At 70.1% G+C, this 24,477-nt stretch carries 16 protein-coding genes; 8 read left to right on the top strand and 8 right to left on the bottom strand.

Annotated features, from left to right (window positions below; translation table 11 throughout):
* Positions 1–9 precede the first annotated feature (9 nt).
* Positions 10–2,469, bottom strand: coding sequence for a helix-turn-helix transcriptional regulator (locus tag G7043_RS32590; RefSeq protein ID WP_166052266.1), 2,460 nt, complete (start codon positions 2,467–2,469; stop codon positions 10–12).
* Between the two features lie 186 nt (positions 2,470–2,655).
* On the opposite strand from G7043_RS32590, the gene bdeA reads away from it, so the two are divergent.
* The 3 genes from bdeA (at position 2,656) to G7043_RS32575 (ending at position 6,954) form a co-directional block, all read left to right on the top strand.
* The gene (gene bdeA / locus G7043_RS32585; protein ID WP_390828604.1) at positions 2,656–3,516 is read left to right on the top strand and encodes a bis(hydroxyethyl) terephthalate hydrolase; all 861 of its coding nucleotides are present in this window, start codon (positions 2,656–2,658) and stop codon (positions 3,514–3,516) included.
* Between the two features lie 72 nt (positions 3,517–3,588).
* Positions 3,589–3,999, top strand: coding sequence for a toll/interleukin-1 receptor domain-containing protein (locus G7043_RS32580; RefSeq protein ID WP_166052262.1), 411 nt, complete (start codon positions 3,589–3,591; stop codon positions 3,997–3,999).
* Positions 4,000–4,005: 6 nt separating this feature from the next.
* Positions 4,006–6,954: an NB-ARC domain-containing protein gene (locus G7043_RS32575; RefSeq protein ID WP_166052260.1), complete on the top strand. Its 2,949-nt coding sequence runs from the start codon at positions 4,006–4,008 to the stop codon at positions 6,952–6,954.
* 7 nt (positions 6,955–6,961) lie between these two features.
* On the opposite strand, the gene G7043_RS32570 is transcribed toward G7043_RS32575, so the two are convergent.
* The 7 genes from G7043_RS32570 to G7043_RS32540 all read right to left on the bottom strand — a co-directional run bounded on the left by G7043_RS32570 (position 6,962) and on the right by G7043_RS32540 (position 19,822).
* Entirely contained in the window at positions 6,962–8,623 is a 1,662-nt protein-coding gene (locus G7043_RS32570) for a hypothetical protein (RefSeq protein ID WP_166052258.1), read from the bottom strand.
* Positions 8,623–13,191, bottom strand: coding sequence for a hypothetical protein (locus G7043_RS32565; RefSeq protein ID WP_166052256.1), 4,569 nt, complete (start codon positions 13,189–13,191; stop codon positions 8,623–8,625). Before G7043_RS32565 ends, G7043_RS32570 begins: the two co-directional genes overlap by 1 nt.
* Before the next feature lie 280 nt (positions 13,192–13,471).
* Positions 13,472–14,071 (bottom strand): hypothetical protein, encoded by a 600-nt coding sequence (locus G7043_RS32560; RefSeq protein ID WP_166052254.1) that lies wholly within the window; start codon positions 14,069–14,071, stop codon positions 13,472–13,474.
* Between the two features lie 89 nt (positions 14,072–14,160).
* The gene (locus G7043_RS32555; protein WP_166052252.1) at positions 14,161–14,811 is read right to left on the bottom strand and encodes a response regulator transcription factor; all 651 of its coding nucleotides are present in this window, start codon (positions 14,809–14,811) and stop codon (positions 14,161–14,163) included.
* Complete coding sequence (locus G7043_RS32550) at positions 14,796–15,953, bottom strand: hypothetical protein (protein ID WP_242642904.1); 1,158 nt, start codon at positions 15,951–15,953, stop codon at positions 14,796–14,798. Before G7043_RS32550 ends, G7043_RS32555 begins: the two co-directional genes overlap by 16 nt.
* Complete coding sequence (locus G7043_RS32545; RefSeq protein WP_207312009.1) at positions 15,856–16,977, bottom strand: ATP-binding protein; 1,122 nt, start codon at positions 16,975–16,977, stop codon at positions 15,856–15,858. The genes G7043_RS32550 and G7043_RS32545 overlap by 98 nt, the downstream gene beginning before the upstream one ends.
* Positions 16,970–19,822: a BTAD domain-containing putative transcriptional regulator gene (locus G7043_RS32540; RefSeq protein ID WP_166052250.1), complete on the bottom strand. Its 2,853-nt coding sequence runs from the start codon at positions 19,820–19,822 to the stop codon at positions 16,970–16,972. The genes G7043_RS32545 and G7043_RS32540 overlap by 8 nt, the downstream gene beginning before the upstream one ends.
* 53 nt (positions 19,823–19,875) lie before the next feature.
* Here G7043_RS32540 and G7043_RS32535 point away from each other — a divergent pair, with 53 nt between their 5' ends.
* From G7043_RS32535 to G7043_RS32515, 5 genes are all read left to right on the top strand, one after another.
* Positions 19,876–20,733: an alpha/beta fold hydrolase gene (locus G7043_RS32535; RefSeq protein WP_390828598.1), complete on the top strand. Its 858-nt coding sequence runs from the start codon at positions 19,876–19,878 to the stop codon at positions 20,731–20,733.
* A 78-nt stretch (positions 20,734–20,811) separates the two neighbouring features.
* A complete protein-coding gene (locus G7043_RS32530) occupies positions 20,812–21,714 on the top strand; it encodes an ABC transporter ATP-binding protein (RefSeq protein ID WP_242642903.1) in 903 nt (300 codons plus the stop codon).
* Positions 21,711–22,439 carry an ABC transporter permease gene (locus G7043_RS32525; protein WP_166052247.1) on the top strand — a complete coding sequence of 243 codons (729 nt, stop codon included), beginning with the start codon at positions 21,711–21,713 and terminating at the stop codon, positions 22,437–22,439. The genes G7043_RS32530 and G7043_RS32525 overlap by 4 nt, the downstream gene beginning before the upstream one ends.
* A gap of 10 nt (positions 22,440–22,449) precedes the next feature.
* Positions 22,450–23,529, top strand: coding sequence for a sensor histidine kinase (locus G7043_RS32520; protein WP_313888184.1), 1,080 nt, complete (start codon positions 22,450–22,452; stop codon positions 23,527–23,529).
* Between the two features lie 58 nt (positions 23,530–23,587).
* Complete coding sequence (locus tag G7043_RS32515; RefSeq protein WP_166052244.1) at positions 23,588–24,193, top strand: response regulator transcription factor; 606 nt, start codon at positions 23,588–23,590, stop codon at positions 24,191–24,193.
* Positions 24,194–24,477: the final 284 nt, after the last annotated feature.

The following is a 24,477-nucleotide window of genomic DNA, read 5'->3' as shown; positions in this document are numbered from 1 at the left end:
CCATCTTCCTCAGTCGAGCCTCCGGGTGAGCTCGACCCGTGACCGTACGCCGAGCCGCGCGAAGATGTTGCGCAGGTGGTGCTCGACGGTGCGGTGGCTCAGGAACAACCGCGCGGCGATCTCGCGGTTCGTGGCACCCTCGGCGACCAGCCGGGCGATCTGCGCCTGCTGCGGCGTCAGGTCAGGGTGGTCCTTCGGTTCGCCGGTGGGATCACCTGCCGCGCGCAGTTCCGCCTGAGCACGGGCGACCCAGTGATCAGCCTGGTAGGACTCGAAGATGCGCACGGCGTCCCGCAGATGTTCCCGCGCCGCCTTGGGTTTGCGGCTTCGGCGCAACCGGTTGCCGTAGAGCAGCTCGGTCTTGGCGAGTTCCAGGGCGGTGCCGCTGGCCCGGTGCAACCGGATCGCTTCCTCGAAGTGCTCGTCGGCGGTTCCTGCTTCCAGGAGGCCGTGACACCGGTGGGACAGCGCCATCCGGGCCGTGCTGCCGGTGGTGTCGGCCCACTTCTCGAACCGCCGCAACGCTCTGTCCCCTGTGGACGGTCGGCCGCACGCGACCGCGGCCTCCACGACCTGCGGTGCCGCCATCACCTTGATGCCGGCGTGGCCGGGCTGCAGCCGCAGCCGGTCCAGCGCGTCGGCGGGCCGGTCGCGGGCCAGGTCGACGCACGCGAACGCCCACGCGCCGAACGTGCCCGGTCTCGTCAGTCCTCGTTGGGTGATGTGCTCCGTGGCGGTGTCCATGCGGTGCACCGCCGTCTCCGCGTCACCTCTGAGCGCCGCCAACAGAGCGAGGATCGTCAAGTGGTCGACCACCGCGTTGTGCTGCCCGATCGCCGTAGCCGCGTGGACGCCTTCGGTCGCGGCGGTGAGGGCGGCGGCGTGCTGGTCCAGGAGCAACGCCGACAACGCCCGGTACACCAACGCCCACGGCACGAGCGCCGTGAGCCCACTCTCTCTCGCAGCCGTCACCGCACTGGTCGCCATCTCGTGCGACCTGGTGGCGTCCCCCAGCACGTAGGCGGCCTGGCTGGCCCAGATGCGCGCCTGCGGCCCAGCGACCTCGTCGGCCAGCCGGACGACCTCTTTCAGTTCCGGCAGCGCCTCGTCGTGCCGTCCCTCGAGCGTCGCGGACATCCCGACCAGGTGGTCGAGCGTGAGCCGGGTGGCCGGCGGTTCGTCGCTGCGGCGTATCTCGCGCGCGAACTCCGCAACGGCCGTGTACCTGTGCGGGTCGCCAGCGATGTTCGCCGCCTCACCCGCGAACCCCAGCGCGGCGACCGCGAGCCCGCGGTTGGTGCCGACCAGCCCCTTCGCGGCGCGCACCAGCCGGTCAGCCGCGACGTCCGGGAGTCCTTCGCCCAGGTCGATGCCGCCCACGACCAGGTCCATGAGCGCCTTGAGCTCGGTCGTGTCGGTCAACCTCGCCGCGGTCCGCAGAACGGCCCGCGACCGGTGCGACGCGCCATGAGCCCAGTGATCGGCGGCGGTCTTGAGCAGCCGGTGGGCTTTCGTCTCGGGATCGCTGGTCAGCTGGGCGGCCCGGCCGTGGTCGCGAGCGGCCGTGGCGAAGTCCCCGCAGCGCCGGGCACGTTCGGCGTGCGTCGTAAGAACGTCCGCGAGCTTCGCGTCCTGGTTCGCGACCGCCTGGTGCCACGCCCAGCGGGCCCCCAACGGCAACGTCGCGGCGAGCTCGGCGTGCGCCTTCCACCGAAGATCGATCGGCACCTCCGCCGCGATCGCCGACCGGACCAGCCTGCGCAGGTCGAGCAGCTCGCCCGCCTCCACCACCGCGTCCAGGTCCCGCATCGCCAACGCCTCGGCGTCAAGATCCTCGTCCACCGCCGCGAGCGCGACGACGTGCTTCGCCTGGGGCGACAGCGCGTCGAACCGAGCCCGCCACCGGCCGCGCAACTCGCTGTTCTCCGGCAACACGTCCGGCGCCGGCGCGGTCCCCCCGAGCTGCGCGGACGTGAGCGAGCCCGCCAGCTCCACGAGCGCCAGCGGGTTGCCGCAGGCCAGGTCGGCGAGCTCCTCGGCAAGCGTGCCGGGCACGCCGGGCACCAGATCGCGCAGAACGCTGATGCTCGTCGCGCGGTCCAACGGGTCGAGGGTGATGCACGGCAGCCCGCGCGGCTTGCCTTCGGTAGCGATCAGCAGCGCGGCGCGCGTGCCGTGGATGTCATGGGCGAGTTGTACAAGGTCGTCGTCGAGAGAGAGGACGTCCACGCAAAGTAACGCGTCGTAGGTGTGCCTCACCGCGTTGAGCAGCGCGGTCTTGCCCGAACCGGCCTCGCCGCGCAGCACCAACGCCCCACCACGTCCCGCGCGCGCACGCTCGACCAACGCGTCAACGGCGACACGCTGCCGATCACGCCCACGCAACCCCAACGACCCGCCATCCCCGACGCGCGCACAGCCGCCCAACGCGTCCACACCGACGCGCTGCCCGTCACGCCCACACAGCATCCGGCCAGTCTTGCGGCCCCTTGACAACCGACGGAAGGGTTCCGAGCGAATTTCACCTACCGCTGTTAGTTTTCCCGCCGAAGCTCCCCGCCGAGACCGGTGGTTGCACCGATGCGGACCCGCGCGCCGCCGCTGCAGGGTCGAAACGTTCCCCTGTTCCCCTGCCGAATAGAGGTGTACAACGCCGTGCAACTCCGCACCCTGCTCCCCCTCGCACTGTCGCTGGTGCTCGCCACCGGCACCTCCCAGGCCACCGCCCAAGCCGCAGCCAACCCGTACGAACGCGGCCCCGCGCCGACCGTCGCGAGCATCGAGGCGTCACGCGGCCCGTTCGCCGTGTCCGAAACCACCGTGTCGTCCCTGGTCGGCGGCTTCGGCGGCGGCACCATCTACTACCCGACCAGCACCGCGTCCGGCACGTTCGGTGCGGTCGCCATCTCCCCCGGCTACACCGGCACGCAGGCCACCATCTCGTGGCTGGGCCCGCGGCTCGCGTCGCAGGGCTTCGTGGTGATCACCATCGACACGAACAGCATCTTCGACCAGCCCGACAGCCGTGCGTCGCAACTGCTCGCAGCGCTCGACTACGTCACCCAGCAGAGCACCGTGCGGACGCGGGTCGACGCCACCCGGCTGGGCGTCATGGGGCACTCGATGGGCGGTGGCGGCTCCCTGCGCGCGGCCAGCCAGCGGCCGGCCCTGCAGGCGGCGATCCCGCTGACCGGCTGGCACACCACGAAGAACTGGTCGTCGGTGCGGGTGCCGACGCTGGTGATCGGCGCCGAGAACGACTCCATCGCCCCTGTCGCGTCGCACTCCGAGCCGTTCTACACGAGTTTGCCGTCCACCTTGGACAAGGCGTACCTGGAGCTCAACAACGCCTCGCACCTGGCGCCGATCTCGTCCAACACGACGATCGCGAAGTACAGCATCTCGTGGCTCAAGCGGTTCATCGACAACGACACCCGCTACGAGCAGTTCCTCTGCCCGCCGCCGGCCCGCAGCACGCTGATCGAGGAGTACCGCGACACCTGCCCGCACTCCTGAATCTGAGCAGTCGCGCGGAATTCCAGTCCATCAGGAATGAATGGGCTGGAATTCTGCCGCGGGTTATTGTTGATGTCCTTGAACCTGGAGGACGTCGTGAGCACGGTCTTCGTCAGTCACCGGCTCGCCGACGAGCGTCCTGCCGAACTGCTCGCGGAGGACCTGCGCAAAGCCGGCCACGACGTCTGGCTCGACACGTGGGAGATCGACCTGGGCGACTCGATCATCGGGAAGATGGACGAGGGGCTGACCGGCTCGGCGTACGTCGTGCTGTGCTACTCCAGTTCCGGCTCGACGAGCCCGTGGATGAGCAGGGAGTGGATGTCGGCGCTGGCGCGGCAGCTCAACGGCCACGGCGTCAAGCTGCTGCCCGTCCGGCTCACCGGCGGCGAACCGCCCGCGATCCTGGCCGATCTGAAGTACGCGGACCTCACCACGGACTGGGCGGCCGGCGTCCGAGCGCTGCTCGCCGCGATCAGGTGATGCGCGGTGGCCCAGATCGTCTACATCGTCTGCGCGGAAGGCGAGGAATCGCTCGCGCGGGAACTGGCTGTTCCGCTGGGCAAGGCGGGGTACGACGTCGCCCACAACGACACTGTGTCCGTCGGTGACTCGCTGATCGGCGCGGCCAACGCCGCGGTCGCCTCGGGCGCACCCATCGTGCTGTGCGCGACCGTGAAGTCGGTCGGTAGCACGTGGTCGCACCAGATCGTCAACGCGGGGCGGGTCAATAACCGGGTCTTCGTGGTCCTGATGGAGAAGTCGGCCTACGTGGAGCACCTGTCCATGAACACGAAGGTCGCCCGCTACTGCGACGACCCCGTGCAGGGCATGAGCGACCTGGTCGCCGCACTGGCCAGGCACTTCCCGCCCGGCATGGTCCTGCCCGTCACCGCCGACGCCCCGGACCAGCGGGACCTGCAGTTCCTCGACCAGAGCACCGACGTACGACTGGACCACGCGGCGCTGCAACACTTCCGCGACACCATGCGCGAGGAGATCGCCGCCCGCCACCCGGCTGCCCTGACCCCCATGGAGTTCCTCGAGCGAGGCATGCTCGTGCTGGAAGGAAGGCTCACCCGCACCGGCGCCCTGCTGTTCGGTGAACGCCCCGCCGCGGCCTGCCCGACCGCGATGGTGAAATGCGTGCGGTACTACGGGGCGACTCGCGCCGAGCAACGGGAAAGCCTGACGTTCGAGGGTCCGATCGCGGAGCAGATCATCGCCGCCCGGGACTTCGTTGCCCGGCGGGTGCAGCGTGGTGAGCGGCCGTCCAGCGTGAGCGCCGAGTCCGTGCCGGTGTACGACTACCCGATGATCGCGGTGCGCGAGATCATCGCGAACGCCTTGGTGCATCGCGACTACTCCGTCGACCACGCGTGCGTGCACGTCCGGTTGTTCAGCGACCGTCTCGAGATCAGCAGCCCGGGGTCCTGGCTCGGCCGCGACGTGCCGGTCGGTGTGCCCCTGGACCTGACGACGCTCGTCGGACATTCCATCAAGCGCAACTTCCGGCTCGCGCACGTGCTGTCCTGGGTTCGGCTGGTGGAGGGTGAGGGTTCCGGGATTCCGACGGTGCTGAGCGAGTGTGACGGCACCAGCGTTCCCGCGCCGACCGTGCTGCAGGAGCAGGGGTTCATCACCGTCACGCTGCGGCCGTTGCCGCGGTTTCCCGAGCGCGTGGAGTCCGGTGGCTGGGCCGAGATGCCGGTGCCCATGCAGGTCCCGATGGCCGTGTCGGGGTTCGTCGGACGAGACCAGGAGCTCGAGAAGCTCCGGGCTCAGGTCATCAGCGCTGATTCTTCGAGTGTCGCCGTGATCAGCGGTATGGGCGGCGTGGGCAAGACGACGCTGGCCATGCGGTTCGCCCATCAGGCGGCCGACCGCTTTCCGGACGGTCAGCTGTTCGCGGTGCTCCACGACGACACCGATCCGGCTGACACCCTCGCCGGTTTCCTGACGGCCCTCGGAGTTCCCGGTCACCGCATCCCGGCTGACACGACGTCACGCGCGGCGCTGTACCGGAGTTTGCTGTCGGGACGCCGGACACTCGTGGTTCTGGACAACGTCGTCGACGTCCGTCAGATCGAGCAGTTGCTGCCGGGCAGCGACGGCAACAAGGTCGTCGTGACGAGCCGTTCCAACCTCGGTGAGGCGATCACGCTGTGGGGCGCTTCGACGCAGCGGTTGGACGTGCTGTCGAAGGAAGCGTCGATGAAGCTCCTCGCGGATCGCGTCGGCACCGAACGCGTGGCCGAAGAGCCGGAGGCCGCGGAGGAACTGGTCGCCATGTGCGGTCAGGTGCCCGTAGCACTGGCGGTGGCAGCCGCCTACGTGCGCAGTCGCTCGACCGTGCCACTAGCCGACGTCGTCGAGGCGATGCGCGCCAGGTGGTCCGTGTCGACCGACACCACCGTGCGGGCCACCTTCGACTGGTCGTACCAGCACCTCAGCCCGGACGCTCAACGGGTGTTCCGCGACATCAGTGTGCATCCAGGACCGGACATCGGCATCGGCGCCGTTCGTGCCGTCTCCTCGCTACCCGACCGGGCAACCGACGTCGCGACAGCGGAACTCCACGATCAGCATCTGCTGGAGGAGCACCTGCCGAACCGGTACCGCGTTCACGACCTGCTCCGGCGGTACGCGCGGGATTTGATGGACAGCAGGAAGGAACGAGAAGCGGCCGAGCGCCGCATGTTCACCTACTACGTCGAGGCGAGTGCCAACGCGGGCAACGAGTGGATCGCCTCGGAGGAAGCGGTCCTGCGAGCGGTGATCAGTGAAGCCGGTCGCGCCGGCCTCCACGAGCAGGTGTGCCTGCTCGCGTTCGCGGTCACGCCGTATCTCGAATCGCAGGGCCGCTGGGAGGACGTGGTCCACGTCCAGACGTCGGCACGCGACTCGGCAGCGCGCATCGCCGACCACCTCACGCACGCCCGCAGCCTCGCCCGAGCGGCGACCGCGCTCGAGAAACTCGGACGCGACGAGGAAGCCCGGAAGTGGCGTCACGACAGCGCGGAGGCCGCCAAGAAGATCAGCACCGGCACGGTCACCGTGCCGCGCCCGGCGTCATCGGCGAGAACCGTTGGCGGCCAGCCCGAGCAGCCCATGCAGCCCACGCAGTCTCCCGAGGACGGTGCGGGCCGCCGTGAGCGCCAGTCCCGGAGCACCGCCGTCGGGCAGTCCGAGGTTCCGCCCTACTTCTCACACATGTCCGACGAGGAGCTTCTCGCGTGGTACGGCGAGCTTCAGTCCCGGGCCATGAACCCGCGGCCCGGGGACGTCGACTTCGACCACTCCCACCAGCCCTTCAGGCCACTCACCACGGAGGAACTGCGCCACCGGCTGAACACCTTCACCGGCTGGCCTGGAGGGATTTCCGCTCTCGACAGCGGCTCGCCGTTCCACGCGCTGTGGCACTGGCTCCACGACTGAAAGGCGGTCAGAACGTCAGCTGATCGACGAGCTCTCGTGCCGTGCGCAGATGATGAGCCCCTGCCACGAACGCGAGAACACCGCGAGGCAGCGGCAGGTCGGGATGACATCCCTGGCGGAACCACTCCTTCGCCAGCGCGACGTGCCACTGCCAGTGCCACCTCTCCGCGCTGATGTCGAGGCCCTCGAACTGCACGTAGCCGGGGAGCTGGGTGACGACCTCGTCGAGGAAGTGGTCGACGGCCTCGTCGCCGGCGAGTTCGGTCCGGTCGCATCGCGGGCACAACCGGCCGGCCACGTCCGCCGACTCCGCGAAGTCCTCCCACAGCAAGGCTTTCACCCCCGTACCACGCACCCGGAGGAAGACGTCGACGGTCATCCGGGCGAGATCGGCGGCCCAGTGGTGCCTGCCGAACCTGGACGCGTCGATGAGCACCGGGTTGGGGTTGCGGCCTTGCTGCACCAGGACGTTCGAGGAGTGCAGGTCGCCGAACCCGGACACCAGGACGACCGAGCCGTCCAACCGCCCTGGGTGCTCGACGGGCAGCGTGCCGTGCTCGACGAAGTCCGTGATCTCGCGGCGGAGGACGGCCGCGTCGGCTCGGTTCGCCCCGGCGGGGTGTTCGAGGATCTCGGCGATCCGGTCCACCATCGCCCTGGCGCGCAGCCGCATGATCGCCGACGAGCGGAGCCACTGGCTGATCGGGATCTCGTCCTTCAGGTGTGGAGCGGAAAGTCTCCCGAGCACCTCGTCGAAGAGGATGTGCGCGAAGGACCGCGCACTCGTCGCCGAGGCTCCGGACCGCAACCAGTCGCTCAGCGGCTGTGCCCGGTCCGCGACCCGCGCGATGATCGCGGAATAGCCCGACCTGTCCGTCCGCACCTCGCCGAGGATCCGCACGAGTGTCTGTTCCGGTAGCGCTTCCGCCGCTCTCCGGTTCGCCTGCAGCTCGTGTTCGAGCGCGCGTTTGTCGAGGCCGATCTTCAGCACGAACGACTGGGGCGACCTGTTCTCGTCGCTGTAGTCGACCTTGCACACGTGCGCGCCGGACTTGCCCGCCGTGAGATAACCCAGGTGGAAACGAGGGTTCTGCATGTTGACGTCTTCCAGGCAGCTCATCGCGAGACTTCGTGCCACGGCGGCGCCGTGCTCGATGTCGCCCTCCGGTCCGCCGAGGCTCTCCAGGACCGACACCATCCCGATCTTGTCGTCGTCGTAGAGCAATGTCCGGCTGTCGACGGGATCATGGGTGATCACGCGCTTCCTGATCTTCGCCGCGAGTGCGGGAAACGCCCAGTCACCCTGGTCGTTCGTGAGCTGCTTGCGGATGATGAGCGGAACCTCGAGGCCGGCGATTCTGGCGGCGTGCTCGGCGAACATCGCCTGGTCCCCGGTGACGGCGACCACGAAGGTCCGCTCGCTGCGCTTCACCAGGTCCTCGACGGCGGGCACCCCCTGGAGCTGTCCCTCGCCGAGGTGGAGGTCGACGATCGCGAAGTCGTACACCTCCGGCTCGGCGATCTTCAGCCGCGCGCTGGTCAGGTCGTTGCAGACGCTCCACTGCACGGTCCACTTCCACGCCTTGCCGAACTCGAAGCCGAGGGCTGACTTGATCAGTTCGACGTTCTGCTTGAGGTCCTCCACGAGCAAGCCGCGAATTTCGCGCATCAGTGCATCCTCCAGCGCTCGAGGGTGATCAGGACTCCGAACGACCACGGCGGCGCCACGTCGTCGATCGTCTCCAGGCGGGCGTCGAAGGCCTTGAGCCGGTCCCGGAGCGTGCGCAGGCCCCGGCCCCTGCCCTGGGTTCCGGGCACGCTGTTGGTGTTGCGGATCGACACCGCGATCTGCCCGGGCCGGTCTTCCGGAACCCGGACGACGATCTCGAACTCCAGCTCGTCGGCTCCGTCGGTCCGGTGGTACTTCTCGGCGTTCACACGCACGTGCCCGAACGCCTCGCGCAGGAGGTCGTCGGTGCAGAAGGCGAGCAGTGACGACGCCGGCACCTGCTCGCGACCGCGGTCCACGACGACCTTCGTGTCCGCGAAGACGTGCTTGAGCGCCGCGACCGGGTCGGCCGGGCACTTCTGCACTATCTCCGTGAGGAAGGCGCCCTTGTCGGAGACTCCCGGTTCGACGATCGCGGTCAGGAAGTGCCGGTCCCACCACCGCAGATCGGCCAGGAGCGTGCCGACCGACACCTCCGACCCGTCCGCACTGTCCAGAATGGACTCGATGTTGTTGGTGATGCTGTCGACCCGCTGCGCCCCGCCGCCCTTGACGACGTCCTCCCAGCGGCTCACGTCGGCTCCCGTCAACCCGCTGAGCACCTGCCTGCTCAACAGGTACTCGCGCAGCGGCACGAGGTTGGGCAGCACGTCGAGGGTCAGGAAGTTGGCGCACCTGCGCCAGTCGTCGCTGATCGCACGCCGATCAGCCGGCACCCCCTTCGCCAGGTAGTCGATGGTCCCGATCACCAGGAACATGATGTTCTCGTACGTGTGCTCGTCGACCGACCGGCGGTAGTTGCGCAGTCCCGCCCAGGCGCTCTGCTTGTCGATCGGGACGGGCAGCAGCCTGCGGCGTGCGTGTGAGATGAGGTAGCGGATGTCGGACAGGGTCGCGCGACCGTAGGTCACCGCCTGACCGCCGGTCCGGCCCCTGAGGTCCGCCTCGATCATGTTGAGCTCGTGGAGGAAGAGCTGAACCAGTTCCTCCCGAGAGGTTCTCCACGGCGCGGCCGGTCCCACGATGATCCGGAGCGCCTCCAGCAGGATCTGGCCACTGACGACCCTGTGCTCGGTGCTCGAGATCAGCTCCGCGAAGTGCCGGATGAACTCGAGGGGTTGCACCGCCGCGAGCAGGATCAGCGCCTGGGTCTGCAACGAGGGGTCCACGGGGAGGGCGTCGTCGCCGAGGACCAGGTTCTTCGCCAGTTCGCCCACCTGTTTGCGCACCGACACGAAGCTGAGCGGCGCCGATCGCAGCCAGCTCGTCTCCGCCGCGAGGAGCCGGACCAGCGCGTCGCCCACCTGCGGATCGGTGCGGGCGCGGGCGAGTTTCTCCACCACGTACTGCCGGTGCCGCGTGCTGGTCGCGGCTTCCCTCAGGTCGAACTTCCAGTCGAGGTACGCCACGCAGTCGTCCTGGCCGATGTGCATTCCGGCGAGGTCCGACGCCTCTTCCTCGAACGCTCGCCGCTTGGACCGGGGTGTCAGGTTCCGCAACATCCACGTGCGCTGCTTCTCGAGCTTGACCGGCAGCGAGGCCAGCAACGGCATCGTCTCGTACGCGCTCCTGAGCTCGCACACGTCGCAGTCGCGGGCGTCGAGACTGCTCACGGCCGATCTGGCCACGAAGTGGACCCGCACCGGGATCGACTTCACCTCGGTATGACTGGACGTCTCGCTCAACCTCGGCGCCGACATCGCGGTGATCTGCTGGAAAGCGAGGGCGTCGAGATCGTCCAGCCCGTTGAGCAGGATGATGCAGGTGATCAACCGGACGTCCGGCGCGGCCGCGACGCGGAGCATCTGCTGGATGGTGCGGCCGCTTCCCGTCGCCGAGTCGAGCATCACCACGTGCTGTGCGGCGGAGAAGGTCACCGAGGCGGGCAGCAACCAGTGGGTGCCCAGGACGGCTCGTGGGATGGGGACGACCTCGGGCGGCCGCAGCCGGCTCTGCGTCGCCACCGCATCAGCAAGATCGCGTGCCACCTCCGCGATGTTGTCGGTGGTTTCGGCGGGATAGGCGATGCACACGGTCTCCACCGGGCCTCGGCCGTCGTCGAGCGTCGCCTGGGCCTCGAAGATCGTCCGCACCGCGCTCGCGCGGAAGCGCTGGGCCCACTTCTCGTCGCGGAACAGCAAGGTCGGGTCGACGTACGCGGTGTAGTGCCTGCCCGCGGGCCGGGCGATGTGCGCCAGCCTCGCCGCGCGGGTGCGTTTGAGGGTCTCGACGTAGTACTCCTGGCCCATCAAGGCCTGAAGCTCCGGTTTCACCGTGCCGTCGGGCCGGTCGAGCAGGGGATCCACGACGACATAACGGGAATCGCCGACCTCGTCCCTCGGCTCGATGTCGACCGAGGCCAGGCTCACCAGTCGCGGCCGCGAGGTGTGAAAGGTCATCTCCCTGGTCCCGGTCCCGCTCGCCTGGTTGCTCCGCGCGTCCACCACGGCCGCGATCGCGACGGTCGTCATGCCGAGCGCCGCCAGTTCGTCGAGGACGATCGCGATGTCGTCCTCGGTGGCGACCAGTCCGGTGAGGATCAGCACCTGCGCGGACAACGGGAGGGTGCCGCTCGCGCGATCGAGCCTCAGGCTGGCGGCCGAGTTGAAGTACCGCTCGGACCCCGTCAGCGACCGGGCGAACGCCGAGGCGAACTCGCGGGAGACCGTGCCGAGCCTCAGGACGGACGGCGGCAGCGGGCGGTCCACTCCTTTGATCATCATTTTGACCTTGCACCCGAGCGCGAACCCGGCCAGCTGCTCGGTCTCGGTGTGCTCCAGCAGCGTGTGGATGTCGCACCAGCGGGTCGTGAACCTGAGGCCGGGCGTCAGGAACAGCCCGCGTTCGACACCGGCGTGGTCTCCGGACTCGATCGCCTTCTCGATCTGCCGGGTCAGGTGGCTGGTGAGGGCGTTGATCGCGTCCTCGGGGGTCACCTGCAGCCGGACGTAGTCCTCGTGGACGAGCAACAACACGGTCTGCTCGTGGATGCGCCTGACACCGTCCAGTTTGGACGCCAGCGAACCGGACTCCACCAGCGCGCCGAGCACGCAACCCTGCCCGGCGTGCGACAGGTGGTTGAGAACTTCCCGCGCGGCGTCATCCGCGCCGATCCAGTAATGGCGGTTCTCCGGTGCGATGAGCAGCACGGGCCGGAGCGGCGCATCCGCGGACGTGGCGTCCTCAGCCAGGAGGTCGTCGACCGCGAGTGCGAGCAAACGCCGGTTCACGGCGGGCAGCGCCGCCACCAGCACGGCGGCACTCGTCGTCTGGCGGGCGATGTCGAGCACCTGGCGCAGCGTCGCGAGGATCTCCCGGTGTCCCGGGCCCACGCCGCCGAAGTCCGCGTTGATGGCGAGCACCAGCCCGAGCGAGGAGGTGATCGTCAGTCGGTCGAGGTGGTCGCGGACGGTGGCGAGGGCGTCGTCGTCCAGCCCACCGGCGGCCCGCATGGCCACCGTGACGCAGCCCAGGCTGGTCCGGTCTCTGCCGGCCACCTCCTCCTTCGCCTCGACCTCGTGGTCCGACAGGATCGCGTCCGGGCCGGGCGAGACCAGGAGGTCGCACTCGAAGACGGCGGTGGGAGGCCCCGGCACGGCACGGCCTGGCAGGAGCTCACCCGCCACCCCGCCGAACGTCATGCCGCTCGCGAAACCGTCGGACGAGACGAGGAACGCGCCCTGATAGCTGCGGACGATCTGCGAGACCTTCGAGCGCACGCGCTGCGCCCTGTCTCCGCTCCACCGTGACGACCCGTGGTGCACGACCCGGTCGAACGCCTCCGGGCGGTCCGTGCCACCGACGAAGATCCGCACAAGAGGACTCTCCCGGCTGCTCGCCCACTCGACGAACGGGCGCAGTCCGGCGTCGAAGTCCTCGTGCTGGGGCTCGTAGCTGCCCGGGGCCACGACGCACACCCCGACGAGCAGTTTGCCGTGGGGCACCGAGTTCTCCGCGGCGACCGGGGTGTCGATCAGCTCGGCGAACAACCCCTCCGCGACGGCGGCGGCGGTCTCCGGGGCGAGCCCCATGTCCAGCAGAGCGGTTTCCAGCACGGCGACATCGGAAGGCGCCCCACCCGGCGCGGCCAGCCACCGGTACGGAACCATCCGCCGGAGCTTTCTCGGCGGGCGCGGTTCCTCGATCTGCTCGTCGCCGGCCGCCGCGGAACCGCTGTGAGGTGGCGCCTGCTGGGTGAGGTCGATGTTCTGCCCCGGCCAGCCGGCCGTGCGCAGCGCGGCGGTGAATCCCGACTGCTTGAGGAACAGCCGGCAATGTTGCCGTTGCCGCTGCCGCCGGGCGGACTCGGCGTCGAGGGAATCGGGATGACCCTCGGTCGGGCGGAGCAGAACCACTGTCGCGCCGGCGTTCACGATCTTGTCGATGAACACGAGCAGATGGCCCAGGGTGACGAAGTCCGTGAAGCCGGTCTCGGTGAGATCGACGCGCACGGTGATTCCCGAAAGATCGTGGAGCCGATTGCCCAGTTCCTCGGTGAACCGGGCCATTGCCGCGTCCCAGGATTGCGCGTTGAGACGAATTCCGAAGGTGAGCGACAGGTGATCGATCTCGTGCAAATCTCACCCCCGGCCTCGACGAACCTGCCGAATCCGTCGCACCAACCCGTTCACGTGTTACAGATCAACACGCGCGCACGGATAGGCCGTTCGGGTGCTTCAGTCTCCTCAACTCAGTGACACAAGGCGCTGATCTCGCATTCGCCGCAATACCATTGCCATCAGTTTTTCCAATGGCGTTGTTATTCCAGGTCGACGCGCTCCTGATTCGTCAGCTTTCCCAGATCACGGGCGACTTGTCGTAGCCGTCGCCGCGGTTGTACTCGGCCGCGGCGACCTTCGAACCGTCCGGTGCCGCCGTCAGCACACAGGTCTCGTAGGACGCGCCCGCCGTCGTGAAGGTCTTCGGCGCGCTGGTGGAGTCGCACTTCGGGGTGTCGCCGGAGATGATCACGCCGGTGCCCTTGCCGTCGGCACCGAGGCCGCGCAGGGCCACGGAGGTGTAGCGCAGGTCGGTGCCGCTCAGGTTCTCGACGCGGACGCGCAGGTAGAAGGGCGTGATGCCCTTGGCCTTGTCGCCGAACTTCGCGAGGTCCTCCTTCGCGCCCGGTTCGATGGCGGTGACGGTGACGGCGATGGTGCCGTTCTTGTCCGTCGCGGCGTACGGGAGCACCGCGCGGGCGCCGACCTTCAGCTTCGTGCCGGGTGCGGTGGCGTCGCCGGCAGGCACCGCGGCCGAACTGGTCTCCGACGACGTCGTCGTGGTAGTGGCGGCAGTGGTGGACGCGGGTGCGGCCGTGCCGGTGGTTTCGGAACCGCAGCCCGACAGGAGCAGTCCCGCAGCGGCGGCGATGAACAGGGCGTGCTTCACTGCGGAACTCCTCAGGGCGGAAAGCCGGGTCGCCGAGGAGGCTAGGTCGCTGGTGATCAGGGCGGTATCGGTCGTTCACACCACACGGGTCAGAGGTCGTCGAGGCCGATCAGGCCGTCCTGGACGGCCCGCGCCACCAGTGCGGCCTTCGTGGGTGCCTGCCTGCCGATGGCGGCGTACTTGACCCGGATCCGCTCCAGGTGGGAGTTCACCGTGCTGAGCGTGATGTTCAGCCGCTGCGCCACGAACTCCTTGGACTCCGACTGGAACCACTCGACCAGCACCTCGGTCTCGCGCGGGGACAGCGCGGGCCGCGTTTCCGACCTGTCGCCCGCCAGTGCGCCCGCGAGCGCCGGCGGTGTGTACGACTGGCCGGCCGCTGCCGCGCGCACGGCCTGCACGAGGTGGTCGGCGCCCTCGGACTTGGTCAGGTAGCTCAGCGCGCCGATCTCCATGCACTGCAGCGCGGTTTCGTCGTCCGCGCGCATCGAGTACACGACGACGTTGCGGCCGTCCTCGACGAGCCTGCGCAGCGCGGGCAGGGCCGGTGTGGAGCCGCCGAGGTGCAGGTCGAGCACGACCACCTGAGCAGCGGTTCCGGGGCCGGTCCAGGCGACCTCGGCGTGGTCGCCCTGGGCCACGAGGGTGATCGGTGGCTCCGAGGTGGACAGCCAGTGCGCCACTCCGGCCCGCACCACGGGATGGTCGTCGACCACGACCGCCGTCACGTCGTCCGCCATCTCGCCTCACTCCTCACCAGTCCACCGTGGACACTCGTCTCGACCGCGACCGACGCCGGCGCGTCCTGGTCCGGCAGGGCGCCGCTCGCCTGCGTCACCACGGCCACGCGCACCTCGTCCGGCGTGCGCAACAGGCTCACCTTCGCACGTCCGTCGGCCACGGCGAGCGCGCGGGCCATCGGCGCCACCAGCTCGCGGCGCACCTCCGTCGGCACCGGCGTCGCCACGCCGCTCACCGCGAGTGACACGACCACACCGCGCCGTTCGGCCACGTCCACGCACGCGGTCAGCTCGTGCAGCAACGGATCCGGCACGTCGTCGTTCTCCGCGAACAACCTGCGCAACTGCACCGCCGCCACCGAGCACCGCAGCCGGGTGGCCTCATCGCCCGCGCTCACCACCTCGTCGGCCAGGTCCGCGAGCAACGGCAGCACCGCGCCCAGCTGACCGGCGAACCCGGTGCGGAGGTCCTGTTCCCGTTGCCGGGCAAGCTCTTCGCGGGTGCGCGCGGCGTCGTGCTCGGTGGCGGCCTGCGCGGCCAGCCGGGCATCGCGCACCAGCACGCGGATGATCACCAACGCGCCCAGCTGCACGCTCGTGCCGCTCAGGACGACCACTCCGGCGGTGCCCGCGTCGCCGTTGCCGTCGTGCAGGAACCACGCGATGGAGAAGGCGATGTGCGCGCCGAGTGCGGTGGCCAGGATCTTGGGGCGCTCGGCCAGCAGAAGCAGCAGGTACCAGCCGACGAGCCCGAACGCCCAGTCCGCCGGGCCGAACGACGCTCCGCCGGGCAGGGCGGTGGTCGCGAGGAACGACGAGGTGAGCGCCGCCGCGGCACCCGGCAGCGCGAGGGCGGCGGGCAGTTCGGCACGGCCCGCGGCGACGGAGCCGCTGACCAGGGCGAGGACGGCGGCCAGGAGGGCGAACGCGACCCAGGCGGCCGGGGCGTGGTCGTGGGTGACGAGGGCGGGCAGGGTGAGGCCGAGTTGGATGGCGACGACCACGACCAGCAGGACCTGGCGGGCGGTGGCGAGGACGGCGTGATCAGTCATCAGCAGGCCGGGGCGGTCGAACGGCGGGCGGCACCCCAGCGTCATCGGCAGGCCGGGGCGGTCGAACGGCGGGCGGCACCACAGCGTCATCAGCAGGCCAGGCCAGTCGTGCGGTCGTGCCGCGCGACGGCGTCGACTCGATCACGGCGACCCCACCCACCGCCCGCAGCCGATCGACCACCGACCCGCGCAACCCGCGCCGATGCGAGGACACCTCGGCGAGCACGAACCCACGACCGTCGTCCTCCACCACCACAACAACGCCCCGGCCCACCCGCGCCACGCTCAACGACACCGCCGAAGCGGCCGCGTGCCGTTCGACGTTCGTCAGCAACTCCCCCACAGCCCGCACGAACGCCAGCGCCACTGCGGCAGGCACCGGCGCGGGCTCGACCGACACCGTCAGGGCACGGTCCCGCGCCACCACCGCAAGGGCGGCCGCGAGGTCCACCGCTCCCTTGGCGTTGTCCCGCTCGGACAACGCCACGAGATCACGCCGCGCCTGGACCGCGACCGCCGAAGGATCACCGTCGTGCGCGGCCATCAGGAACGTGGCGGCAGCGGTGTCGTGCAACAAAGCCAGAAACTCGCGTTCCTGACGACCGCGTTCCAGAGCCAGCGCCGCAGAACGTTGCTGCGCCGCCGCTTGGGAGCGCAGCTCGTCGACGCGGCGGCTGGAACGTCGCAACAGAAGGTAAGCAACTCGCGCCAGCACCGGCTCCAACACCGCGCGAACCAGCACGCCAGGACCGGCCACCACCACCTGCAAGGCGATGAGCAGCGCGGAAAGAGGCACGGTGACCCGCAGAGGCCATTGCCACTGCCAGGTGATCAAAGTGGTGGTGAGGACTGTGAGCGTCCACTGTTCGCCGACACCGCCCAACAGCACGGAAAGCACCACCACGCGGACGAACGCCACCGGCAGCGCCACGCGGGGCACGCGGAAGTCGGCGATCGAGGTGAGGACGACGAACGCGAGCAGTGCCCAGCCCAGCGACGACCCCACCGACCAGGCGCCGAAGACGCTGATCAGGACCACGCCGGCACCACGGATCGGGCCGGCGAGCCGGGACACGGAAGCGAGGAGTCCGTCCTCCAGCACCACCTCAGCCATTCACCGAGTCCAGATACCGCGCCACCGGGCCGAACGTGAACAACCCGGTGCCCGCGCCCGCCAGTTCGCCCGAAGCCGGCAGAAGCAGTGAACGAGCACGCAAGCGCAACCCCGGGTCCCGCAAGCGCACAGCCGCCATCGCCAGCAGGCACGCGCGGACCTCGCTGAGCAGATCGGCGGGGCCGTCCGGCAACGCCCGCGCGGCAACAAGCGCCTCATCAACCGGCAGCACCAGCGGGCGAACCCAGTCCAGGTGCGGACCCCAGTCGTCGGACAGGTCCACTGTGGACGGACCGTGCAGGCTCAGCAACGCCAACGGCAGCAGTCCGCGCTCCATGCCCCACATGCCGGTCCCCCGCACCCGCGAGGCAGCGGCACGGTAGGCGCGATCAGCTGAAGCCACCTCACCAGAGGCCGCGAGTTTCAAGGCCGCGTACCACTCGGTGAACACGGAGACCAGCGGCAGGTCGTGGCGGCGGGCCAGCTCGTCGGCAGCCGCGGCGTGCTGGTCGGCCACGGAGAACTCGGCCAGCGCCGCATGCGCCTGGACCAGGATCAGGTGGCCGAGGACCTCGTGCGTGACCAGGCCCGAGGCGACCGCGAGCAGTTCGCGGCCGATCACAGCACGTTCCGGAGCGAGGCCGGTGCGGTGGAACGTGTGCATGAAGCGGGCGTTCAGCGCGAACGCCAGCAGGGCGGGATCGTCGAGGTCACGGGCGATCGCCTCGGCCTCCACCGCCTCGGCCAGACGATCACCGGTGCCGCGCTGCTCCATCGCGATCGTCGCGAGCAGCCGGGCACGGGTCACCGTGGGATCGGGGAAAGCCTCCAGGGTGCGTTCGGCGGCGGCGACGAGTTCGGCGGAGTGCGCCGGGTCGTCGTTCGTGGTCCAGATGCCCGGCACGTCGAACGAACCGATCACCGCCGCCGTCTCGTCCGCGCCACGGGCCACCCGCAGCGCCTGCGAGCGGCGGGTGCGGCCCGCTTCCAGGTCGCCGCTGACCGCGAGCGCTCTGACCAGGCCGGTGAGCAGGTCGAGCCGGGTGCCGCCGGCCGCTTCGATCGCCGCCTGCCACAGCCGCGCCGCCGCACGGGGTGACCGGCTCGACTCGGCTGCCGCGGCGAGTGCCCGGACCACCTGATCACCGCGCGCACCGGACAACAGGTAGTGGTGCGCGAGCAACTCGACGTCGTCCGGCCGTGTGGATTCCAGCGCCGCCGCGACGACGGCGTGCCAGCGAGCCCGCCGAGTCAGGGACACGTCCTCGTACACCGTGTCACGCACCAGCGCGTGGGTGAACCGAGCGCGACCGGGCGCGGACTCGACCAGGAAACCCGCTTCGAGGGCGACGTCCAGCGCGTCGAGGACGTCGCCCGCCAGAGCGGCGAGCAGGTCCAGTTCGACGTCTCGGCCCAGCACGGACGCCTGGTGCAGCACGGTCCGCACGTCGGTGGGCAGCGCGGACAGCCGGTGCCGGATCACGTCCCGCACGCCCGCCGGCACCGCGCCGAGATCGCCACCGGCCGCGTACAGCCGGGCGAGTTCCTTGACGTAGAACGGATTACCGCCGCTGCGCTCGTAGATCACCCGCACGTCCGGTGAGCCGCCGACCATCGACTTCACGAGTGCGGCGACCGACTCCTCCTCCAGACCGCCGAGCTCCACCCTGACCGGCTCGGCCCGCGCCAGCGCTTCGGACAGCACAGCAGCGCGTGCGGTGGCGACGATCAGCACTCGCCCGGAGAGCTTGTCCCGGGTGAACGCCGCCAGCACCGCGAGCGTCTCGTCGTCGGCCTGGTGCAGGTCGTCCAGCACGATCAGCACCGGCGCGGCGGACTCCACAACGGACACCACAGCGCGGCGAAGACCGAAGCGATCGGAGACGACCAGCTTCTCCCCCAACGCTTCCACGACCTGTTGCCACGGCCACGCCACCGGCGCGTCCTCCGGGCACCGCGCCCACACCGTCGTCCAGCCGCGCGAGGCCAGCACCGACGAGAACGCCTCGGCCAGCGCGGTCTTGCCCACCCCCGCCTCGCCGGTCACCAGCGCGATCCCCAGCCCCGCCCCCGGCACGGCCGCCTCCAGCGCCGCCAGCTCGGCGGACCGCCCCACCAGCGAAGTCTCGACGGCAGGCGACAACCGAGGCGACTGGGCGAGGATGTCCGACTCCAACGAGCGGAGCTCCACACCCGGATCGACACCGAGGTTCTCGACGAGCGCGTGCCGGGCCGCGCGCACCGCCTCCAGCGCCTCGCCCTGACGTCCTTCGCGGTACAACGCCAGCGCGAGCAGGCTCCACGCCTTCTCCCGCCACGGCTGCGTTGCCAGGTGAGCACGCAGATCGGCGACCACCCCCGCGGACCGACCGAGTGCCAGCGCGGCCTCGGCCCGCCGTTCCACCCCGACCAGCCGCAACTCCTCCAGCCGGTCGATCTCGGCCCGCGCCCAGTGCTCGTCCGCGAACTCCGCGTAGGCAGGACCACGCCACAACGCCAGTGCGCTGTCCAGCACGGACAGGTCCCCGCCGAGCATCTCCTCGAACCGCCACGCGTCCACGTCGTCGGCGCGCAGCGCGTAGCCCGCGCCCTCGGTGACCAGCAGCGTCGACGGGGTCCGGGGTGGACGATCGGGTTCGAGCGCCTTGCGCAGCGCCCCGACGAACGTCTGCACCGTGCCGAGCGCCCCGTCCGGCGGGTCTTCCCACAGGTCGGCGACCAGGACGCGCACCGGCACGACGCGACGCCGGGCGATCAGCAACCGGGCCAGCACGGCGCGTTGCTTCGGGCCGCCGAGGCGGGCGGATCCCGCGGTCAGCGGGCCGAGCACCCCGAACGTCACCACCCGCTGACCCTAACGCTGATTCGTTGCTGATCGGACGCGCGCAGGGTGTGGGCGTGAACCGATTCGAACACCAGCGCGTCCAGGTCGCCGACGGCGTCGAGCTCAACGTGGCCACCACGGGCGCGGGTAGCCCCGTCGTGCTGCTGCACGGCTTCCCGCAGACCCACCTGATGTGGCGGCACGTCGCCGCCGACCTGGCCGCCGACCACACCATGATCATGCCTGACCTGCGCGGATACGGTGACAGCGACAAACCGGCGGACACCGGCCTGACCTACGCCAAGCGCACGATGGCCCAGGACGTCGTGAACGTCGCGAAGGCGCTCGGCCACGACAGGTTCGCCCTGGTCGGCCACGACCGCGGCGCGCTCGTCGCGTTCCGGACGGGCCTCGACCACCCCGAGCACGTCACCCACCTCGCATCCCTCGACGTCCTGCCCACGCTGGACATGTGGGACGTGATGCGGGGAACGTCCGCCGCCGTCGGGTTCCACCTGTTCCTGATGGCGCAGCCGCCCGGCCTGGCCGAGGAACTGATCAGCGCCCGTCCCGACGCGTTCTTCGGCCATTTCCTGGACGTCTGGAGCACGGCGGAGTTCCCCGCCGACGTCCGCGCCGAATACCTGCGGGCGAGCCGCGAAGCCGTCACGTCGATCGTGGCGGACTACCGGGCCTCGGCCACGATCGACGTCGAGCACGACACCGCCGACCGTGAGGCAGGCGCGCAGCTGAAGATGCCGGTCACGGTGCTGCAGCAGGACTGGGGTGCCGCGCTCGGGTTCGACGCCGAGGCGTTGTGGCGGGCGTGGGCACCCGATCTCGACCACCGCACCGTCTCCTGTGGACACTTCATGGCCGAGGAGGCACCGCAGCAGGTGGCGGATGCGATTCGCGACCTTTTGACCCGCTGAGTGCCATGACATCTGTCATGGCGAGGTCGTGACAGCTGAGACCCGCTCGACCGGGCGCGGGTCGCGAGCATGGAGTACATGACAGAGACAGCTGTGCGAGCGGGCGCCGCGGTGGCGCTGAGCGGCCTGCGGAAGCGGTTCGGCGAGGTCCAGGCCGTCGACGGGATCGACCTGGTGATCTCTCCCGGTGAGGTGGTGGCGTTGCTCGGCCCCAACGGCGCCGGCAAGTCCACGACGGTCGACATGGTGCTCGGTCTGTCCACTCCGGACGGTGGACGGATCAGCGTGTTCGGCAAGGCACCGCGCGAGGCGGTGGTCGCGGGGCAGATCTCCGCGATGCTGCAGAGCGGGGCGCTGCTGGACGACGCGACGGTGGCCGAGGCCGTGGGGTTGATCGCGGCGCTGCACCGCAAGCCGATGCCGGTGGCGAAGGCGTTGGCGCAGGCAGGGATCACGGACCTGGCGGACCGCAGGTGCACGAAGTTGTCCGGTGGGCAGAAGCAGCGGGTGCGGTTCGCGCTGGCGTTGGTGTGCGAGCCGGACCTGCTGGTGCTCGACGAACCGACCGTCGCGATGGACGTCGAGACGCGGCGGGCGTTCTGGCAGCAGATGCGCGCGTACACCGACACCGGCCGAACCGTGCTGTTCGCGACGCACTACCTGGACGAGGCCGAGGAGTACGCGGACCGCGTGGTGCTGATGCGGTCCGGGCGGATCGTCGCCGACGGGTCGGTGGCGCAGGTGCGGGCCGCGGTGTCCGGACGCACGTTGCGCGCGGTGGTGCCCGGAGCACTGGACCTGGAGTTGCCGGGTGTGCGGTCGGTCGAGCAGCGCGGCGACCAGATCACGTTGACCTGCACGGACTCCGACGCCGCGGTGCGCGCGCTGCTGGCCCGTTACCCGAACGCCCACGACATCGAGATCACCGCGCTCGGCCTCGAGGAGGCCTTCCTCACGCTGACCGGGGAGGACAACCGATGAACACCCGTTTCCTGGCTCTGGAACTCCGGCGCGCGATGCGCAACGGCCGGTACCTGATCTTCACCGTGGTCGTCCCGTCGGTGATGTTCCTGCTGTTCGTGAGCCTGTACGGCGGCGGCGAGGGCACCTTCCCGAACGGTCTGCCGGTCACCACGTCGTTGATGATGAACATGGCGTTGTTCGGTGTGATGGCCGGACCGCTGTCGATCGGCGCCCGGATCGCGGTCGAGCGCGGCCTGGGCTGGCAGCGGCAACTGCGGCTGACCCCGCTGACCGGCTCGGGGTACCTGTTCACCAAGGGCGCGCTCAGCATGCTGGTGGCGTTGCCGGGAATCCTGCTGGTGTGCGTGATCGGCGCGGTCGAGGGCGTGCGGATGGACGTGCCGCAGTGGCTCGGCGTGCTGGCGACGCTGTGGCTGGGCGCGATCCCGTTCGTGCTGCTGGGCATCGTGATCGGGCTGATCGCGAGCCCGGACGGCATGCAGGCGATCACGGGGCTGGCGTCGATGGTGTTCGGTCTGCTGGGCGGGATCTGGATCCCGGCGGACGTGGCGCCGGACTGGCTGGCGACGCTGATGAAGGCGCTGCCGACGTACTGGGTCAAGCAGCTCACCCAGGCACCGTTCGTCTCCGGGGTGGACGTCGAACAGGCGTTGCTGGTGATCAGCCTGTGGGTGGCCGGTCTGTCGCTGATCGCCGTGCGGCGTTACCGCGCGCAGAGCTAGGTTGATCCTCGTGCGCCGCGAGAAGAAGGACGGGAGCAGGTGGCACTGGTTCGCCATCCTGTTCGTCCTGCTCTACGTCCCCAGCGTGATCTACGACGTCATCGTCAGCGACCGGGGCGTGGCGGCGCGGGTCGTGCTGGTGTTGCTGCTCGTGCTGTACGGCGTGGGCTGGATGATCGCGCCGCGCTGGTTGTGGTCCAGCGGCAGCGACAACTTCAACACGGTGCTGTGCCTGGGACTGACGGCGGTCGGCCTGCTCGTCGTGTTCTGGCTGGGGATGTCGTACGCGGGACTGTTGGTCTACATCATGTCGACGGTGGCCGTGGCGCTGCCGGCCTGGCGGGCGATCGCGATCGACGGGTCGGTGCTGCTGGTGCTCGCGGCCACCATGTACGTGACGCAGGACCTGCCGCGCGACGGCGGCCAGCTCGCTACGTTGTCGTCGATCTCGCTGGGCATGCTCGCGGTGGGCAGGATGATGCGGGCGAACCGGGCGCTGTCCAAGGCCCAGGAGGAGATCGCCGCGTTCGCGCGGACCGAGGAACGCGCCCGGCTGGGGCGCGACCTGCACGACATCCTCGGCCACAGCCTGACCACGATCTCGCTGAAGACCGGAGTCGCCCGGCGGCTGCTGGAGAGCGCCGAGAACGAACGGGCGCTGGAGGAGATCCGCGAGGTCGAGCACCTCACCCGGCAGGCCCTCGGCGACGTGCGCGCGACGGTCTCGGGCTACCGCGAGGTGTCGCTGTCGGCCGAGGTCGTGGGGGCACGAGCGGCGTTGCGCGCGGCCGGGGTCGAGGCCGACCTGCCGCACGCGGTGGACAACGTGCGACCCGAGCTCCAGGGGGTGTTCGGGTACGTGTTGCGCGAGGCGATCACCAACGTGCTCCGGCACGCGGCCGCGACCCGTTGTTCCGTCCGGCTCGGTGACACCTGGCTGGAGGTGCGGGACAACGGGCGCGGCACGGGCGTGGGTGCCCCGGGAACGGGGTTGCGGGGGCTGGCCGAGCGGCTGGCCCCCTTCCGTGGAACCGTGCTCGCGGGACCGATGGCCGACGGCGGCTACCGCCTGCGCGCCGAGGTCGCGTGAGCGTGCGAGAAGGCGGCGCGACCCTGGAGGCGGCCGCCACGGTGTGCGAGGAGATGGTGTGATCAGGGTGTTGCTGGCCGACGACCAGGCGTTGGTGCGGGGCGCGTTCGCCGCGATGCTGGGCCTGGAACCGGACATCGACGTGGTCGCGGAGGTCAGCGCGGGCGACGAGGTCGTGGCCGCCGCCCAGCGCACCAAGCCCGACGTGGCGTTGCTCGACGTCCAGATGCCCGGCAAGGACGGCCTGACCGCCGCGGCCGAGCTCCGCCGCGCGGTGCCGGGCTGCCGGGTGATCGTCTGCACGACGTTCGGACGGCCGGGCTACCTCGCGCGGGCGATGGAGGCGGGCGCGGCGGGGTTCGTGGTCAAGGACGCCACCCCGGAACAGCTGGTCGACGCCGTCCGCCGGGTGCACGCCGGCCTGCGCGTGGTGGACCCCGTGCTCGCCGCCGAATCACTGGCGACCGGCCACAGTCCGCTGACCGACCGGGAACGCGACGTGCTCGCGGTCGCGCGCGACGGCGGCACGGTGGCCGACCTGGCCAAGGTCCTGCACCTGTCCGAGGGCACGGTGCGCAACCACCTCAGCGCGGCAATCGGCAAAACCGGCGCGCGCACACGGGCAGAAGCCGTCAAGCACGCCGAGGACAGCGGCTGGCTGTAGCGCCCACACGCACGCCCCTGAACACACCCGACCGCGTCACCCAGCTGGTCCGACCTACCCCACAAACAGCACACTCCGTAGTCCCTCACCCGCCTGCCAGCCGGCACGCGGGGCCCTTTTGTCCGCTCCTGTAGTACGCGGGGTCCCCGCGTACCGAAAAGTGGGGCTGGTGGGGTTCGGGTGAGTGAACGGCTGGCGGTAGCCGCGACCGCTGCCGATCGGCTGATTGACACCCCCGGCCGGTCATTCATACATTCGAGGGCACTTTGTATGAATGAGCCCGG

The organism is Lentzea alba, assembly GCF_011067745.1.
Classification (GTDB): Bacteria; Actinomycetota; Actinomycetes; order Mycobacteriales; family Pseudonocardiaceae; genus Lentzea; species Lentzea alba.
Note: the sequence above shows the minus strand (reverse complement) of the source record. Positions and strands in the feature narration are given on the sequence as shown.

Excerpts from the sequence above, each read along its gene's own strand:
- G7043_RS32590 (WP_166052266.1), bottom strand. The coding sequence starts at position 2,469 with ATGCTGTGTGGGCGTGACGGGCAGCGCGTCGGTGTGGACGCGTTGGGC.
- G7043_RS32580 (WP_166052262.1), top strand. The coding sequence starts at position 3,589 with ATGTCCTTGAACCTGGAGGACGTCGTGAGCACGGTCTTCGTCAGTCAC.
- G7043_RS32565 (WP_166052256.1), bottom strand. The coding sequence starts at position 13,191 with ATGGCCCGGTTCACCGAGGAACTGGGCAATCGGCTCCACGATCTTTCG.
- G7043_RS32550 (WP_242642904.1), bottom strand. The coding sequence starts at position 15,953 with ATGACGCTGTGGTGCCGCCCGCCGTTCGACCGCCCCGGCCTGCCGATG.
- G7043_RS32545 (WP_207312009.1), bottom strand. The coding sequence starts at position 16,977 with ATGGCTGAGGTGGTGCTGGAGGACGGACTCCTCGCTTCCGTGTCCCGG.
- G7043_RS32570 (WP_166052258.1), bottom strand. The coding sequence starts at position 8,623 with ATGCGCGAAATTCGCGGCTTGCTCGTGGAGGACCTCAAGCAGAACGTC.
- G7043_RS32530 (WP_242642903.1), top strand. The coding sequence starts at position 20,812 with ATGACAGAGACAGCTGTGCGAGCGGGCGCCGCGGTGGCGCTGAGCGGC.
- G7043_RS32555 (WP_166052252.1), bottom strand. The coding sequence starts at position 14,811 with ATGGCGGACGACGTGACGGCGGTCGTGGTCGACGACCATCCCGTGGTG.
- G7043_RS32525 (WP_166052247.1), top strand. The coding sequence starts at position 21,711 with ATGAACACCCGTTTCCTGGCTCTGGAACTCCGGCGCGCGATGCGCAAC.